This window comes from uncultured Escherichia sp. (genome assembly GCF_948475835.1).
Classification (GTDB): Bacteria; Pseudomonadota; Gammaproteobacteria; order Enterobacterales; family Enterobacteriaceae; genus ECMA0423.
This window is the reverse complement of record NZ_CAOLGM010000019.1, coordinates 1-14615: the sequence shown is the minus strand read 5'-3', so window position 1 is coordinate 14615 and position 14615 is coordinate 1. Positions and strand designations below refer to the sequence as shown.

General features: G+C 53.1%; 14 protein-coding genes and 1 pseudogene. 7 read left to right on the top strand and 8 right to left on the bottom strand.

All coding sequences use genetic code 11. The features are described from left to right. Positions 1-51 precede the first annotated feature (51 nt). The 8 genes from QZF50_RS06040 to xthA form a co-directional block, all read right to left on the bottom strand. Positions 52-705 (bottom strand): ATP-binding cassette domain-containing protein, encoded by a 654-nt coding sequence (locus QZF50_RS06040; protein ID WP_001299561.1) that lies wholly within the window; start codon positions 703-705, stop codon positions 52-54. Continuing rightward, a complete protein-coding gene (locus tag QZF50_RS06035; RefSeq protein WP_000224977.1) occupies positions 705-2240 on the bottom strand; it encodes an ABC transporter permease subunit in 1536 nt (511 codons plus the stop codon). Before QZF50_RS06035 ends, QZF50_RS06040 begins: the two co-directional genes overlap by 1 nt. After that, positions 2213-3379: an ABC transporter substrate-binding protein gene (locus tag QZF50_RS06030; RefSeq protein WP_061892378.1), complete on the bottom strand. Its 1167-nt coding sequence runs from the start codon at positions 3377-3379 to the stop codon at positions 2213-2215. The genes QZF50_RS06035 and QZF50_RS06030 overlap by 28 nt, the downstream gene beginning before the upstream one ends. A gap of 9 nt (positions 3380-3388) precedes the next feature. After that, positions 3389-3937 carry a carboxymuconolactone decarboxylase family protein gene (locus QZF50_RS06025; RefSeq protein ID WP_000524080.1) on the bottom strand — a complete coding sequence of 183 codons (549 nt, stop codon included), beginning with the start codon at positions 3935-3937 and terminating at the stop codon, positions 3389-3391. Continuing rightward, positions 3937-4644: a TVP38/TMEM64 family protein gene (locus QZF50_RS06020; RefSeq protein ID WP_000975812.1), complete on the bottom strand. Its 708-nt coding sequence runs from the start codon at positions 4642-4644 to the stop codon at positions 3937-3939. The genes QZF50_RS06025 and QZF50_RS06020 overlap by 1 nt, the downstream gene beginning before the upstream one ends. A 14-nt stretch (positions 4645-4658) precedes the next feature. Beyond that, on the bottom strand, positions 4659-5336 hold the full coding sequence (gene ydjY / locus QZF50_RS06015) for a lipoprotein YdjY (RefSeq protein ID WP_000077941.1): 678 nt from the start codon (positions 5334-5336) through the stop codon (positions 4659-4661). Between the two features lie 4 nt (positions 5337-5340). Further along, entirely contained in the window at positions 5341-6051 is a 711-nt protein-coding gene (locus QZF50_RS06010) for a TVP38/TMEM64 family protein (protein WP_001315661.1), read from the bottom strand. 166 nt (positions 6052-6217) lie between these two features. Next, positions 6218-7024: an exodeoxyribonuclease III gene (gene xthA / locus QZF50_RS06005; RefSeq protein WP_000673918.1), complete on the bottom strand. Its 807-nt coding sequence runs from the start codon at positions 7022-7024 to the stop codon at positions 6218-6220. Between the two features lie 445 nt (positions 7025-7469). Between xthA and astC the strand changes: the two genes are divergently transcribed. The 7 genes and pseudogenes from astC to QZF50_RS05970 all read left to right on the top strand — a co-directional run. Then, entirely contained in the window at positions 7470-8690 is a 1221-nt protein-coding gene (astC, locus tag QZF50_RS06000; protein ID WP_061892377.1) for a succinylornithine/acetylornithine transaminase, read from the top strand. Beyond that, positions 8687-9721, top strand: a complete 1035-nt coding sequence (gene astA / locus QZF50_RS05995) for an arginine N-succinyltransferase (RefSeq protein WP_000989414.1) — start codon at positions 8687-8689, stop codon at positions 9719-9721. The genes astC and astA overlap by 4 nt, the downstream gene beginning before the upstream one ends. Continuing rightward, positions 9718-11196, top strand: a complete 1479-nt coding sequence (astD, locus tag QZF50_RS05990) for a succinylglutamate-semialdehyde dehydrogenase (RefSeq protein ID WP_000177208.1) — start codon at positions 9718-9720, stop codon at positions 11194-11196. Before astA ends, astD begins: the two co-directional genes overlap by 4 nt. Further along, a complete protein-coding gene (gene astB / locus QZF50_RS05985; protein ID WP_000995007.1) occupies positions 11193-12536 on the top strand; it encodes an N-succinylarginine dihydrolase in 1344 nt (447 codons plus the stop codon). The genes astD and astB overlap by 4 nt, the downstream gene beginning before the upstream one ends. Continuing rightward, positions 12529-13497 carry a succinylglutamate desuccinylase gene (gene astE / locus QZF50_RS05980; RefSeq protein WP_000368506.1) on the top strand — a complete coding sequence of 323 codons (969 nt, stop codon included), beginning with the start codon at positions 12529-12531 and terminating at the stop codon, positions 13495-13497. The genes astB and astE overlap by 8 nt, the downstream gene beginning before the upstream one ends. A gap of 329 nt (positions 13498-13826) precedes the next feature. Then, on the top strand, positions 13827-14312 hold the full coding sequence (spy, locus tag QZF50_RS05975) for an ATP-independent periplasmic protein-refolding chaperone Spy (RefSeq protein WP_290388834.1): 486 nt from the start codon (positions 13827-13829) through the stop codon (positions 14310-14312). Positions 14313-14514: 202 nt separating this feature from the next. After that, positions 14515-14615 (top strand): annotated as a pseudogene (locus tag QZF50_RS05970) (hypothetical protein); the annotation flags it as partial.

The window sequence follows — 14615 nt, the reverse complement described above, 5'->3', positions numbered from 1 at the left end:
TGTAGTTTTGAGTGCGCCATTCTGAACTGACGCATTGAGAAAAACTTTGCGTTATCGCAGTTTGTTGTAATTTTCTGACCACTGCGCCATATCCAGAACAGAACTATCAGCAGGAACATCCTGGAGATCGTGCGTTACCTGAACGACGGGGATCGCCAGTTCGCGAACTTCGCTGAACACCCACTGGCGAAAATTATCGCGCAGAGCCACATCAAGACGGCTGAATGGCTCATCCAGGAGTAACGCTTTTGGCTGAGCGAGAAGGGCGCGCAGCAGGGCCACCCGCGCTCGCTGACCGCCTGATAATGTCGCAGGGTCCTGGTGATAAGTTTCAGCCAGTCCCGCTCGATCAAGCGCGTCTTTCACGGCATTGCGCCTGGCAGTCCCCTTGAGCGTCGACGGTAGCGCCAGCAGTAAATTTTGCCCGACGCTGAACTGGTCAAATAACAGTGCATCCTGGAAAAGAATGCCAATCTGACGCTGTGCGGTGGGTAGCATGTCAATCCGTTGCTCATTGAGCCATAGCTCACCTGTACAAGAAAACTGTCCAGCCAGTGCACCAATCATCCATGAAAACAGAGTGGATTTTCCACAGCCAGACGGCCCCATTAACGTGACAATGTCACCTTTATCCACCGTAAAGTTAACGTTTGTCAGCAAGCGGCTTTCTGGTAAACGTAGCGAAACATTTTTCACGCAGAGCATTAGCGGAGTCCTTGTCTGACATAACCTACCCATTTTGCGACTAACGCGGTCAGGGCAAAAATAATAAGCGGTAATAGCAGTTGCCATAAAGCCTGGGCGGCGAAAATACCATTGCTGCCGCCGCTGCTTAATGCCACCGCCTCAGTGGTGAGCGTCGGAAAACGCCCCGCGCCCAGCCACAGCGTCGGCATATACTGCGCAATACTGACTGAAAATCCCACCGCGAAGGCAATCAGCGTAGGGCGTAGCATAAGCGGACATTTCACGTAAAAGAAGATTTTGGCCCGCGACCAGCTCAGTGTTTGCGCAATCAAAATTAACCGTGAATCAATGCGCTGCCAGGCGGGTTGCAGGATAAACAGCATCCACGGCATTACCCACAGCAGATGCCCCCAGACCACCGCCGTCCAGCTTCCATCCAGGTTCAGCCATAGCGCCAGCGTGTACTGGCCCGCCACCAGTGGCAGAGCGGGCAATAGAATGGGCAACCAGAGCCACAACTGGCGACGCTGTGGCCCCCATTCCAGCCACAGCAGTAACAGGAGCAAAGCGATGAATGTCGCCACCAGCCCCATTGTCAGGCTGTTGATGAGTGCTTCACTATTGATCGTCGACTGATCCGCGAGGATCGCCAGCAGAACCACACACAGCACACCGGTTAAGGGTAAAAAACTCGCCAGCGTAGTGCCTGGTAATAAAGGTGTGGCAGGCTTGCGAATGCCATCTACGCGGGGAATAGTGCGCCGCCAGCTGCGCCATAGCAGATAGCTCAGCAAAACGTAGGCGGCGAGTAACAGCATCAGCAGCAGACTGGCGAGTGCGCCTTTCGTTTGTTGATCCGCGTCGCCCTGAGTTAACCACTGCCAGCTAATTACTGCCAGCGTCGGTGGATTACCTGGCCCAAGAATAATCGCCACATCCACGACCGAAAGCGACCAGGCAACAATCGCCAACATCGCCATTGCCAGTGCAGGTGCGACGGAGGGCAACAGCAGCCAGTTCAGGCATTGCCAGCGGCTGTAGCCCAGCGAATCCAGCACAATGACCTGCTGCAACAGCCGTTTTTCGCTCAATACTGCCGCTAAGATCCACAGCAGAAATGCGCTTTCTTTCACTGCAAGGGTGAGGCCCAGCCCAATACCCAATTTGTCCATTAGCGGAGTGAAATACGGGAAATAGTCATAAAGCAGCCCTCCGTCAGCAAAGAGCAGAAGGGCGCTGGTGGCAAAAGCCACATGGGGAATGGCGAGCAGCCACGGCAGACGGGCACACATACGCTGCCATTTCGGCCAAGGCCACAGCGCCACAATCACCAGCAGGGCAATCAACAACGCCCCGACCGCCGCGATGGTTGTCGACACCAGCGTTGCCAGTAATGCTTGCGGTAACTGTGGATCGGCAAATAACGCCTGCCAGTGTGTCAACGACAAAGCAGGCGATATCAGCGTGAGAGCTGCCGGGATCAGTGGTGCATAAATCACCGCCACCATCGCCCACAGCAAAAAGATTAATGCGTACCGTAACGGTGTAGCCATTCTTGTTCCAGCGCATTTACCCAACCTGCGTGCGGTTCAGCCAGTACCGGCGGCAGATCTTGCGGCATTCTTGATTGCAATGTTTCGCGCTGCCCATCAGGCAGTTTTTGCGGATCGAGAACAGAAGGATCGCCCCAGACAGCGGGATCCGCTTTACGCAGTTGCGCATTGGGTGAGAGCAGGAAGTTGGCAACCACCTTCGCCGCAGCACTGGCATTTGCGTTAGCAGGAATGGTGACGAAATGCACGTTGCCAATCATCCCCTGGTTAAAACCAAAACTGTAACTGCTTGCAGGCAAATCGCCGCTGGCGATTTTTTGCTGGGCATGAGCAGGGTTAAAGGTCAGCGACAGGCGCAATGTGCCGGCTTTCAGCAGAGCATCCATCCGCGCGGGCGAAGGCGGGAAATCCTTTCCTTTGCGCCATAAATAGGGATGTAGCGCGTCAAGATATTGCCACAAGGGCGCAGTGACGCGGGCGAAAGTGGCTTTATCCGGGGCAACTTTTAACGCGGCGGGATCGGGCGTCAGCATAATCAGCAACTGTTCAAGAAACGCCGTGCCGGTAAAGTCCGGTGGGCGCGGATAGGTAACCGTGCCGGGATTGGCTTTAGCAAACTCCAGTAAGGCTTGCGGCGTTTGTGGTGGCTGTGGCGTAACATCGCGGCGGGCGATAAACGTCAGTTGTGCGCCGCCCCAGGGCGATTCAGCCCCTTCTGTAGGCACTGAAAAATCTTCCCGCACCGGCAGCTGTGTGTCGACATAGCGCCAGTTGGGCAGAGTCTCCGCCCAGCCCGTTTGTAATAAATTGGCCTCTTTTAAGGTGCGGAAGTTTTCGCCGTTCACCCAGAGCAGATCCACCGAGCCGCCCGTTTTACGTCCGGCAGCAGCTTCGGTCTGAATGCGCTTCACCGCGTCTGCGGCATCCGCCAGACGAACAATCTTCAGGTTTATAGCGTAATAGGTTTTCATCTCGCCGCTAACCCAGTCGAGATAGCGGTTAATTGCGGTATCGCCGCCCCAGGCGTTAAACCAGACGGTTTGCCCTTTGGCCTCATTTTTAATTTCCTGCCAGTCACTGGCATGTGTTGCCAGAGAAAACAGCGATAACAATCCCAGCAACCACCCACAATGGCGCATCTTCTCTCCTTAAGAACGTTTTTCCGGAATACGGCACAGCCCCTGAGCGGGAATGTCCATGGCAGAATTAAAACGAGCCGACAGGTTTTGCAGGCCGATCAATGCCGTCAGTTCGGTGAGCGCCTGAGCGTCAAAATGCGCAGCCAGTCGGGTGCGCAGGGCATCATCGACCGTTGGCGGCGTTACGCTTGCGGCTTCGGCGTACTCCAGCGCCAGCCGTTCTTCATCGCTGAAGAGCGGGCTTTGCCGCCAGTCAGCCACTGCCAGCAGTTTATCGGTGCTGCCGGTACGCTCGGCGACTTTCATACTGGTGATATCCACGCAAAACTCACACAGGCACATTTGCGCAATGCGCGCGCTGACAAGCGATCGCACTACCGGATCGAGCGGTGAGCGTTTGCGCTCCAGCCACCCAACAAACATTGACACCAAATAAAAGATAAACGGGATCCGCCCCCACCAGCGAATCGGGCTTAGCACCTCGCCGTAATGGCGACGATGCAGCCACGCCTGCGGACGTAAAATGAAAGGAATTTTGCTAAGCGGCGGTAAACCCATCAGGCATTCCTCTTCTGGCGCTCAAGCCATATTTTCTTCGCCATAAAAATCACCACGGTCAGGGCAAACAGAATAAACAGTCCGGTGACAAACCAGAAAGTACCGCCTGTTAACATGCTGCCCGCCCAGGAATAAACAATAGTCGCCGGTAATTGACCAAGCCCGGTGGCGATAAAAAACGAGCGAAAACGTATTGAAGTCAGACCGGCAGCATAGCTGATTGGATCGAAAGGGACAAAAGGCAATAACCGACAGACCAGGATGGTGTGTTTGCCGTAGCGAGTGAAAAAGCCGTCCATACTGTCAAGCACGGTTTTGCCGGTTAATTTTTCCACCACTTCGCGGCCCATCACTCTGGCGATAAAAAAGCACAGCGCCGCGCCGGCCATCGAACTGGTCCACGACAGCAAGCCGCCCCAGAACGCGCCAAACAGCGACGCATTGGCAAAGGTGATCAAAAACGCAGGTAGCGGTGCAGCAATGGCCTGTAAAATCATCAACAAGAACGAGACAACTGCCGCTAGTGCGCCGTAAGACTGAATAAAGCGTTCTATACCCTGTTGGTCCACGGCGGCAAACGCCGCAACGCTGCGATTGATAAACTCATGGACGCCGGGAAGCAGCGCCCATGCGAGCAGCATAGCGAACAACAGGATGATGAGGGTTATACGGTAGTACCAGATTTTACGCGATTGTATCTTCATCATCCTTTATCCTGGCTTTATTCGGTGATTTTAAAGGTAACCGTTGCCAGCGTGTTATCCGCCGGGAGAACTGAGGCATTGCCTTTGAATTTCACTTCGCCGCGTTTTTCCACCGCACCATAAGTGTATGTTGCATTGCTGACGATGCCGACCGGGCAGCTATCCAGACACACCAGGCAACCCGTTTTCTTCTCTTCTGCTGCCGTTAAATTACCGCCAAAGCGCATGTCCAGTTTCTTGCCATTACTGTCAACAATCACTTCATCGAAGGAATACGCTTTTGCCGCCCCTTGCCAGTTGACCGAAATATCCAGTTTGCTGCCTGTGACATGAGTCGTTTCTTTATTATCCATCGTCATGTTTTCGCCCGGCGTACCACCTGCCTCTTTCAGGGCTTCATAAAATGCTTTCGGGGTCGCATAAGCCATAAACAGCGATTTATGTCCGTTGGAGCCATCTTTAAACACAATACCGTGACGAGTGTCGTCGGTGAGGAAACGACCATTAATTTGCACCAGCATGGTTACCGTATGGTTATTGGCATCGACGCGCAGCGGTTGGCTGTTCGAAAGTCCGTCGTATTCCACTTTTGCCGCCGCATTCTCTTTTTGATCGCAGCCGCTAAGCCCGGCAACAGCCAGTAAGCAGAGTGCAGCCAGTCCTTTTTTCCATGACACTGAATAATGTTGCGACATCGTTCTATCCTTCATTTTTTGGGTGAGTAAGTGGGCTGCGGCGCGAAGCAGACAGATCCACATGTTTGTGTCGGGCGTAGAGTTTTGCGAGCTGGACGAGAATAAACAGCGCCAGGCCCGCCAGACAGAGTTGTAAAATAAAGCGCAGCGTAATGCCTTCATTGGCGAGATCGCTTGCCATCACGGTATAAATAACAATACCGGGCAGGGTCGTGAGTGCCGAAATAAGGGTATAAGGCCAGAAGGCGATTGTGGTTAATCCGTAAGCATAATTTTGAATATTGTAAGGAAACAACGGGATTAAGCGGGTCAGAATAAGAAAATCAATACCGTTACGCGCAATGCCTTTTTCAATGGCCTGAAAGGTATGGCTATGACCAACGTATTTCAGCAGTAAATCACGTCCCAGCCAGCGCGCCAGCAGGAATGAGCACGAGGAGGCGAGCGTGGCGGCAATTAATGAGAGTAGTGTCCCTAAGAGCGGGCCAAAAACTATTCCTCCAGCGATCACCAGTATGCTTCCTGGTAACAGAAAGAGAGTGGCAATAATGAATAACAGAATATAGAGGCTATAACCGAACAATCCGCTCTGGCGGATGAGTGTCTGTAAGTGGGGTAAATCGGTGAGCAGATCGAATAAACCGAAAGTGTGGATAGCGTAAATGACCAGCGCAAAAATAAGACAGGCCAAAAGAAATTTACGCTCAGCGTTCATCGTGGAGTTTCCTATATCAAACTTGATAATAGAGAAGTGGTCAGACAACTAAAAACGCAGTGACGGTATAACAAAGGACGGCAGGCAACAAATCATTACTGACAGTTTGTTGATTTTTCTCAAGGTTAATTCTCCTGACCCAGTTTGAGCCAGGAGAGCTGCTAAATTAGCGGCGGAAGGTCGCCCAGACGGGGGCGTGATCGGACGGTTTTTCCATGCTGCGAATTTCATAGTCGATGCCGGTTTCTACGCAACATTCTGCCAGCGGTTGGCTGGCGAGCAGCAGGTCGATGCGCAGACCACGGTTATCGTCAAAACCTTTTGAGCGGTAATCAAACCATGAGAAACGATCTGCTGTTTGCGGATTAGCATGGCGGAAAGTATCGACCAACCCCCAGCTCATCAGCCTGTCCATCCATTCGCGCTCTTCCGGCAGGAAAGAGCATTTACCGGTACGCAGCCAGCGCTTACGGTTTTCTTCGCCAATGCCGATATCCAGATCTGTAGGGCTGATATTCATATCGCCCATAATCAGTACCGGATTATCACGTTTGAGTTCGGTTTCCAGGTAGTTTTGCAGATTCTGATAAAACTGCGCTTTTGCCGGGAATTTTATCGGATGGTCGCGGCTTTCACCCTGCGGGAAGTAACCGTTGATCACGGTGACATTACCCAGCAGTGAGGGGATTTCCGCCATAATAATCCGCCGCTGCGCCTCTTCGTCGTCACCGGGAAAGCCGCGACGCACGGCAATCGGCGTCTCTTTGGTCAGCAGCGCCACGCCATAATGGCCTTTCTGCCCGTGATAAAACACGTTGTAGCCGAGCTTCGCCACCTCTTCGAGCGGAAACATATCGTCATGAACTTTTGTCTCCTGCAGGCCAATCACATCCGGTTGGTGCTTTTCGACGATGGCTTCAAGCTGGTGAGGTCTGGCGCGCAGGCCGTTGATATTAAAAGAGACAAATTTCATAGTCGCTGCCATTTATTCAGATAAAGAGTGCGTGGATGGTAGCAGAATTTCGCGTTGCTTACCGCCTGTTGTTAAGTGATTTGATCGATGGTTGTTAATGATGTCAACGATGGCGCAAAAAATGCCCGCTTTTGGTGCGCGCTGCGTCAGAATGGCGCAGTAATTTCCAGTAAATTTCGTCAATGATCACAATTCCAGAATTATATTTTACTTCTGCATAACATTGCGTTTTTTATTCTTTTTATTCACCCACATCGCAAACGTATTCACTTTATATGCACTTTAAATGCATATGGTTTGGTTATAACTCCTTGATTTCCAGTTAGCCTCCGCCGTTTATGCACTTTTATCACTGGCTGGCACGAACCCTGCAATCTACATTTACAGCGCAAACATTACTTATTGTTAACATATAAATAACGAATTATTTACTATAGAGGTCGCTATGTCTCAGCCAATTACGCGTGAAAACTTTGATGAATGGATGATACCTGTTTACGCTCCGGCACCCTTTATACCGGTACGTGGCGAAGGTTCGCGCTTGTGGGATCAGCAGGGGAAAGAGTATATCGACTTCGCGGGTGGCATTGCGGTGAACGCGCTGCGCCATGCGCATCCGGAACTGCGTGAAGCGCTGAACGAACAGGCGAGTAAGTTCTGGCATACCGGCAACGGTTACACCAACGAGCCGGTACTGCGACTGGCGAAAAAATTGATCGACGCCACGTTTGCCGATCGCGTCTTCTTTTGTAACTCCGGTGCGGAAGCCAACGAAGCGGCGCTAAAACTGGCGCGTAAATTCGCTCACGACCGCTACGGCAGCCATAAGAGCGGCATCGTGGCGTTCAAAAATGCGTTTCATGGTCGCACGCTGTTTACTGTCAGTGCGGGTGGGCAGCCAGCCTATTCACAGGATTTTGCGCCACTGCCGGCGGATATTCGTCATGCTGCATATAACGATATTAACTCTGCCAGCGCGCTGATTGACGACTCTACCTGTGCGGTGATTGTCGAACCCATCCAGGGGGAAGGCGGTGTGGTGCCAGCCAGCAACGCGTTTTTACAAGGTCTGCGTGAATTGTGTAACCGCCACAATGCGCTGTTGATTTTTGATGAAGTACAAACCGGCGTCGGGCGCACCGGGGAACTGTATGCCTATATGCACTACGGCGTGACGCCTGATCTGTTAACTACCGCCAAAGCGCTGGGCGGCGGTTTCCCGGTCGGTGCGTTGTTGGCAACCGAAGAGTGCGCCCGCGTGATGACCGTTGGCACTCATGGCACCACCTATGGCGGTAATCCGCTGGCCTCGGCGGTGGCAGGCAAAGTGCTGGAGCTCATCAACACACCAGAGATGCTTAATGGCGTTAAACAGCGTCACGACTGGTTTGTTGAGCGTCTTAATACTATTAATCACCGCTATGGTTTGTTCAGTGAAGTTCGCGGCTTAGGTTTGCTGATTGGCTGTGTACTGAATGCCGATTACGCCGGGCAAGCGAAACAGATCTCTCAGGAAGCGGCGAAAGCAGGCGTGATGGTACTGATTGCGGGTGGCAACGTGGTGCGTTTTGCGCCTGCGCTCAATGTCAGCGAAGAAGAGGTGACGACCGGACTGGATCGCTTTGCAGCTGCTTGCGAACACTTTGTTAGCCGAGGTTCATCATGATGGTCATCCGTCCCGTTGAGCGATCAGATGTCTCGGCGCTGATGCAGCTTGCCAGCAAAACGGGCGGCGGCCTGACGTCGCTTCCCGCCAATGAAGCCACGCTTTCGGCGCGTATCGAAAGGGCAATCAAAACCTGGCAAGGCGAACTGCCCAAAAGTGAGCAGGGCTATGTGTTCGTGCTGGAAGATAGCGAGACAGGCACCGTGGCGGGGATTTGTGCCATTGAGGTGGCGGTTGGGCTGAACGATCCCTGGTACAACTATCGCGTCGGCACGTTGGTTCACGCCTCAAAAGAGCTGAATGTCTATAACGCATTGCCGACGCTGTTTCTCAGTAACGATCACACCGGCAGCAGCGAGCTGTGCACGCTGTTTCTCGACCCGGACTGGCGCAAAGAGGGCAACGGCTATTTGCTGTCGAAATCGCGCTTTATGTTTATGGCGGCTTTTCGCGACAAGTTTAATGACAAAGTGGTTGCTGAAATGCGCGGGGTGATTGACGAACACGGCTATTCACCGTTCTGGCAAAGCCTCGGTAAACGCTTCTTTTCGATGGATTTTAGCCGCGCCGATTTTCTCTGCGGCACCGGGCAAAAGGCATTTATTGCAGAACTGATGCCGAAACATCCGATCTATACCCACTTTTTATCCCAGGAAGCCCAGGACGTCATCGGTCAGGTACATCCGCAAACCGCGCCTGCCCGCGCGGTGCTGGAGAAAGAAGGTTTTCGTTACCGCAACTATATCGACATCTTCGACGGCGGGCCAACGCTTGAGTGTGACATCGACCGCGTGCGCGCCATTCGTAAAAGTCGGCTGGTGGAAGTGGCAGAAGGGCAGCCTGCGCAGGGCGATTTTCCGGCCTGCCTGGTCGCCAATGAAAATTATCACCATTTCCGCGTGGTGCTGGCGCGTACCGATCCGGCAACCGAGCGTTTGATTTTAACCGCCGCACAACTGGATGCCCTCAAATGCCACGCAGGGGATCGCGTTCGTCTGGTGCGCCTGTGCGCAGAGGAGAAAACAGCATGACTTTATGGATTAACGGTGACTGGATAACGGGCCAGGGCGCATCGCGTGTGAAGCGTAATCCGGTATCGGGCGAGGTGTTATGGCAAGGCAATGATGCCGATGCCGCTCAGGTCGAGCAGGCTTGTCGGGCAGCTCGTGCGGCGTTTCCGCGCTGGGCGCGGCTCTCATTGGCTGAACGTCAGGTCGTTGTCGAACGCTTTGCCGGATTGCTGGAAAGGAATAAAGGCGAATTAACCGCAATCATTGCCCGAGAAACCGGCAAGCCGCGCTGGGAAGCGGCAACCGAAGTGACGGCGATGATCAATAAAATCGCGATATCAATTAAGGCGTATCACGCTCGTACCGGCGAGCAGCGTAGTGAAATGCCGGACGGTGCGGCGAGCCTGCGACATCGCCCGCACGGCGTGCTGGCGGTGTTTGGGCCGTATAATTTCCCTGGTCATTTGCCGAACGGACATATCGTTCCGGCATTGCTGGCAGGTAACACCATTATCTTTAAACCCAGCGAACTGACACCGTGGAGTGGCGAAGCGGTAATGCGTTTATGGCAGCAGGCTGGCTTGCCGCCGGGCGTACTGAACCTGGTGCAGGGCGGGCGTGAAACGGGTCAGGCGCTGAGTGCGCTGGAGGATCTCGACGGTTTGCTGTTTACCGGTAGCGCCAATACCGGCTACCAGCTGCATCGCCAGCTCTCCGGTCAGCCGGAGAAAATTCTCGCCCTTGAGATGGGCGGTAATAATCCGCTAATTATCGATGAGGTGGCGGATATCGACGCGGCTGTCCATCTGACCATTCAGTCGGCGTTTGTCACAGCCGGGCAACGCTGCACCTGCGCCCGCCGTTTATTGCTCAAAAGCGGAGCGCAGGGCGATGCGTTTCTTGCTCGTCTGGTTGCCGTCAGCCAGCGATTAACGCCGGGCAACTGGGATGACGAACCGCAGCCGTTTATTGGCGGGCTGATTTCTGAACAGGCCGCACAGCAGGTGGTTACTGCCTGGCAGCAACTGGAAGCGATGGGCGGACGAACCCTGCTTGCGCCGCGCTTATTACAATCAGAGACATCGTTGCTGACGCCGGGGATCATTGAAATGACAGGCGTTGCTGGCGTACCAGATGAAGAGGTGTTCGGACCGTTATTGCGCGTCTGGCGTTATGATTCTTTCGAGGAAGCGATTCTAATGGCGAATAACACTCGCTTCGGACTCTCTTGCGGTCTGGTTTCCCCCGAGCGGGAAAAATTCGATCAACTGTTGCTGGAGGCGCGGGCGGGGATTGTTAACTGGAACAAACCGCTTACTGGTGCTGCCAGTACCGCGCCATTCGGCGGCATTGGTGCATCCGGTAACCATCGCCCCAGCGCCTGGTATGCCGCAGATTACTGCGCATGGCCTATGGCGAGCCTGGAGTCGGACTCGTTAACTTTGCCCGCAACGCTTAACCCCGGGCTGGATTTTTCCGATGAGGTGGTGCGATGAACGCCTGGGAAGTTAATTTCGACGGGCTGGTAGGGCTGACGCATCATTACGCTGGCCTGTCGTTTGGTAATGAAGCCTCTACCCGTCACCGTTTTCAGGTGTCTAACCCGCGACAGGCGGCAAAACAGGGCTTACTGAAAATGAAAGCCCTTGCCGATGCGGGATTCCCCCAGGCCGTGATCCCGCCGCACGAGCGTCCGTTTATTCCGGTGCTGCGTCAGTTGGGATTCAGTGGTAGCGATGAGCAGGTACTGGAAAAAGTTGCACGCCAGGCACCGCACTGGCTTTCCAGCGTCAGTTCCGCTTCGCCAATGTGGGTAGCCAATGCGGCAACGATCGCGCCATCTGCCGATACGCTGGATGGCAAAGTGCATCTCACCGTTGCCAACCTGAACAATAAATTTCACCGCTCGCTGGAAGCGCACGTCACCGAATCACTTTTAAAAGCGATTTTTAACGACGAAGAGAAATTTAGCGTTCATTCGGCGTTGCCGCAGGTAGCGTTGCTCGGTGATGAGGGGGCGGCAAACCACAATCGTCTCGGCGGTCATTACGGTGAGCCGGGTATGCAACTTTTTGTCTACGGGCGAGAAGAAGGCAATGATACCCGGCCTTCCCGTTATCCGGCGCGACAGACTCGCGAAGCCAGCGAGGCGGTGGCAAGGCTGAATCAGGTGAATCCCCAACAGGTGATTTTCGCCCAGCAAAACCCGGACGTTATCGACCAGGGCGTTTTTCATAATGACGTGATTGCCGTGAGTAACCGCCAGGTGCTGTTTTGCCACCAACAGGCGTTCGCTCGCCAGTCACAGTTACTGGCAAACCTGCGTGCGCGGGTGAACGGTTTTATGGCGATAGAAGTTCCGGCAACTCAGGTTTCCGTGTCGGATGCGGTGTCTACCTATCTGTTTAACAGCCAACTGTTGAGCCGCGATGATGGTTCCATGATGTTGGTGCTGCCTCAGGAGTGTCGGGAACACGCCGGAGTATGGGGTTATCTCAATGAACTCCTTGCCGCTGACAACCCGATTAGCGAACTAAAAGTCTTTGATTTACGTGAAAGCATGGCGAATGGCGGCGGCCCGGCGTGCCTGCGGTTGCGGGTGGTATTGACAGAAGAAGAACGCCGGGCGGTGAATCCGGCGGTGATGATGAACGATACGCTGTTTAATGCGCTCAATGACTGGGTGGATCGTTACTACCGCGATCGCCTTACTGCTGCCGATCTGGCCGACCCGCAATTGCTGCGCGGAGGGCGGGAAGCACTGGATGTATTGAGCCAATTACTGAATCTCGGTTCGGTTTATCCGTTCCAGCGCGAGGGAGGGGGCAATGGATAATTTTCTTGCTCTGACCTTAACGGGTAAAAAACCGGTTATCACCGAGCGAGAAATCAACGGCGTTCGCTGGCGCTGGCTGGGCGATGGTGTGCTGGAACTGACGCCATTAACGCCACCGCAAGGCGCACTGGTGATTTCAGCGGGAATACACGGTAATGAGACGGCACCTGTGGAGATGCTGGACGCGTTGCTTGGCGCGATATCTCACGGCGAGATCCCGTTACGTTGGCGGTTGCTGGTGATCCTCGGGAATCCTCCTGCGCTGAAGCAAGGGAAACGTTATTGCCATAGCGATATGAATCGAATGTTTGGCGGTCGTTGGCAGCTATTTGCTGAAAGCGGAGAAACCTGTCGGGCGCGCGAACTGGAACAGTGCCTGGAAGATTTTTATGACCAGGGCAAAGAATCTGTGCGCTGGCACCTTGATCTACATACCGCAATTCGTGGCTCCTTGCATCCGCAGTTCGGTGTATTACCGCAACGCGACATTCCCTGGGACGAGAAATTTCTGACGTGGCTGGGTGCGGCGGGGCTGGAGGCGCTGGTGTTCCATCAGGAACCTGGTGGTACGTTTACCCATTTCAGCGCCAGACATTTTGGCGCGCTGGCCTGTACGCTGGAACTTGGCAAAGCGTTGCCCTTTGGGCAAAACGATCTTCGCCAGTTTGCAGTAACTGCCAGCGCAATTGCTGCGCTGCTATCTGGTGAGAGTGTCGGTATCGTGAGAACACCGCCGCTCCGTTATCGGGTGGTTTCGCAAATTACTCGCCACTCGCCGTCCTTCGAAATGCATATGGCAAGTGACACGCTGAATTTTATGCCGTTTGAGAAAGGAACATTGCTGGCGCAGGACGGAGAGGAACGTTTTACCGTAACCCATGATGTAGAGTATGTGTTATTCCCTAATCCGTTGGTAGCGTTGGGATTACGCGCGGGATTAATGCTCGAAAAAATAAGCTAATACTTACCCGCAGAAATCATTCTGCGGGTATTAAGTTGCTTTCTTATAAATTAATACAGATTAATCCTGGTTATTTGCTTTATTTATCACCAGTCATCCGGTATAGTTCTTCATAATCTCTGCAAAATCATCGTGTTGTAATATTCTCTCATCACTCTCCATCAAATTTTCTTTTTTTCTCCATAATTGGCGCAAAAGTGTTTTTTACACTTTCATTGTTTTACCGTTGCTCTGATTAATTGACGCTAAAGTCAGTAAAGTTAATCTCGTCAACACGGCACGCTACTTAAGAAAGCCGTAATAAATAACTGAAAGGAAGGATATAGAATATGCGTAAATTAACTGCACTGTTTGTTGCCTCTACCCTGGCTCTTGGCGCGGCTAACCTGGCCCATGCCGCAGACACCACTACCGCAGCACCGGCTGACGCGAAGCCGATGATGCACCACAAAGGCAAGTTCGGTCCGCATCAGGACATGATGTTCAAAGACCTGAACCTGACCGACGCGCAGAAACAGCAGATCCGCGAAATCATGAAAGGCCAGCGTGACCAGATGAAACGTCCGCGGCTGGAAGAACGCCGCGCAATGCATGACATCATTGCCAGCGATACCTTCGATAAAGCAAAAGCTGAAGCGCAGATCGCAAAAATGGAAGAACAGCGCAAAGCTAACATGCTGGCGCACATGGAAACCCAGAACAAAATTTACAACATCCTGACGCCGGAACAGAAAAAGCAATTTAATGCTAATTTTGAGAAGCGTCTGACAGAACGTCCAGCGGCAAAAGGTAAAATGCCTGCAACTGCTGAATAATCTTTCAGCCAAAAAACTTAAGACCGCCGGTCTTGTCCACTACCTTGCAGTAATGCGGTGGACAGGATCGGCGGTTTTCTTTTCTCTTCTCAAACAGTTGTAAAAAAAGCCTGATCACCACTAACGTAAATCACCCGAGTTGCCGATAACCATCCACGGTTACCTGAACGATAACAATGAAAAGAACGGGCCGGGAGCGAGTATGGAATACTTTGATATGCGTAAAATGTCGGTGAATCTGTGGCGAAATGCTGCCGGTGAAACGCGCGAAATTCTCCTCCATGGCCAAGCGCAGGCATTCTT

Coding starts and splice junctions, on each gene's coding strand:
- QZF50_RS06030 (WP_061892378.1), bottom strand. CDS start 3,379: ATGCGCCATTGTGGGTGGTTGCTGGGATTGTTATCGCTGTTTTCTCTG.
- ydjY (WP_000077941.1), bottom strand. CDS start 5,336: ATGTCGCAACATTATTCAGTGTCATGGAAAAAAGGACTGGCTGCACTC.
- astB (WP_000995007.1), top strand. CDS start 11,193: ATGAACGCCTGGGAAGTTAATTTCGACGGGCTGGTAGGGCTGACGCAT.
- spy (WP_290388834.1), top strand. CDS start 13,827: ATGCGTAAATTAACTGCACTGTTTGTTGCCTCTACCCTGGCTCTTGGC.
- QZF50_RS06040 (WP_001299561.1), bottom strand. CDS start 705: ATGCTCTGCGTGAAAAATGTTTCGCTACGTTTACCAGAAAGCCGCTTG.
- astC (WP_061892377.1), top strand. CDS start 7,470: ATGTCTCAGCCAATTACGCGTGAAAACTTTGATGAATGGATGATACCT.
- xthA (WP_000673918.1), bottom strand. CDS start 7,024: ATGAAATTTGTCTCTTTTAATATCAACGGCCTGCGCGCCAGACCTCAC.
- astD (WP_000177208.1), top strand. CDS start 9,718: ATGACTTTATGGATTAACGGTGACTGGATAACGGGCCAGGGCGCATCG.
- QZF50_RS06020 (WP_000975812.1), bottom strand. CDS start 4,644: ATGATGAAGATACAATCGCGTAAAATCTGGTACTACCGTATAACCCTC.
- QZF50_RS06035 (WP_000224977.1), bottom strand. CDS start 2,240: ATGGCTACACCGTTACGGTACGCATTAATCTTTTTGCTGTGGGCGATG.
- astA (WP_000989414.1), top strand. CDS start 8,687: ATGATGGTCATCCGTCCCGTTGAGCGATCAGATGTCTCGGCGCTGATG.
- QZF50_RS06025 (WP_000524080.1), bottom strand. CDS start 3,937: ATGGGTTTACCGCCGCTTAGCAAAATTCCTTTCATTTTACGTCCGCAG.
- QZF50_RS06010 (WP_001315661.1), bottom strand. CDS start 6,051: ATGAACGCTGAGCGTAAATTTCTTTTGGCCTGTCTTATTTTTGCGCTG.
- astE (WP_000368506.1), top strand. CDS start 12,529: ATGGATAATTTTCTTGCTCTGACCTTAACGGGTAAAAAACCGGTTATC.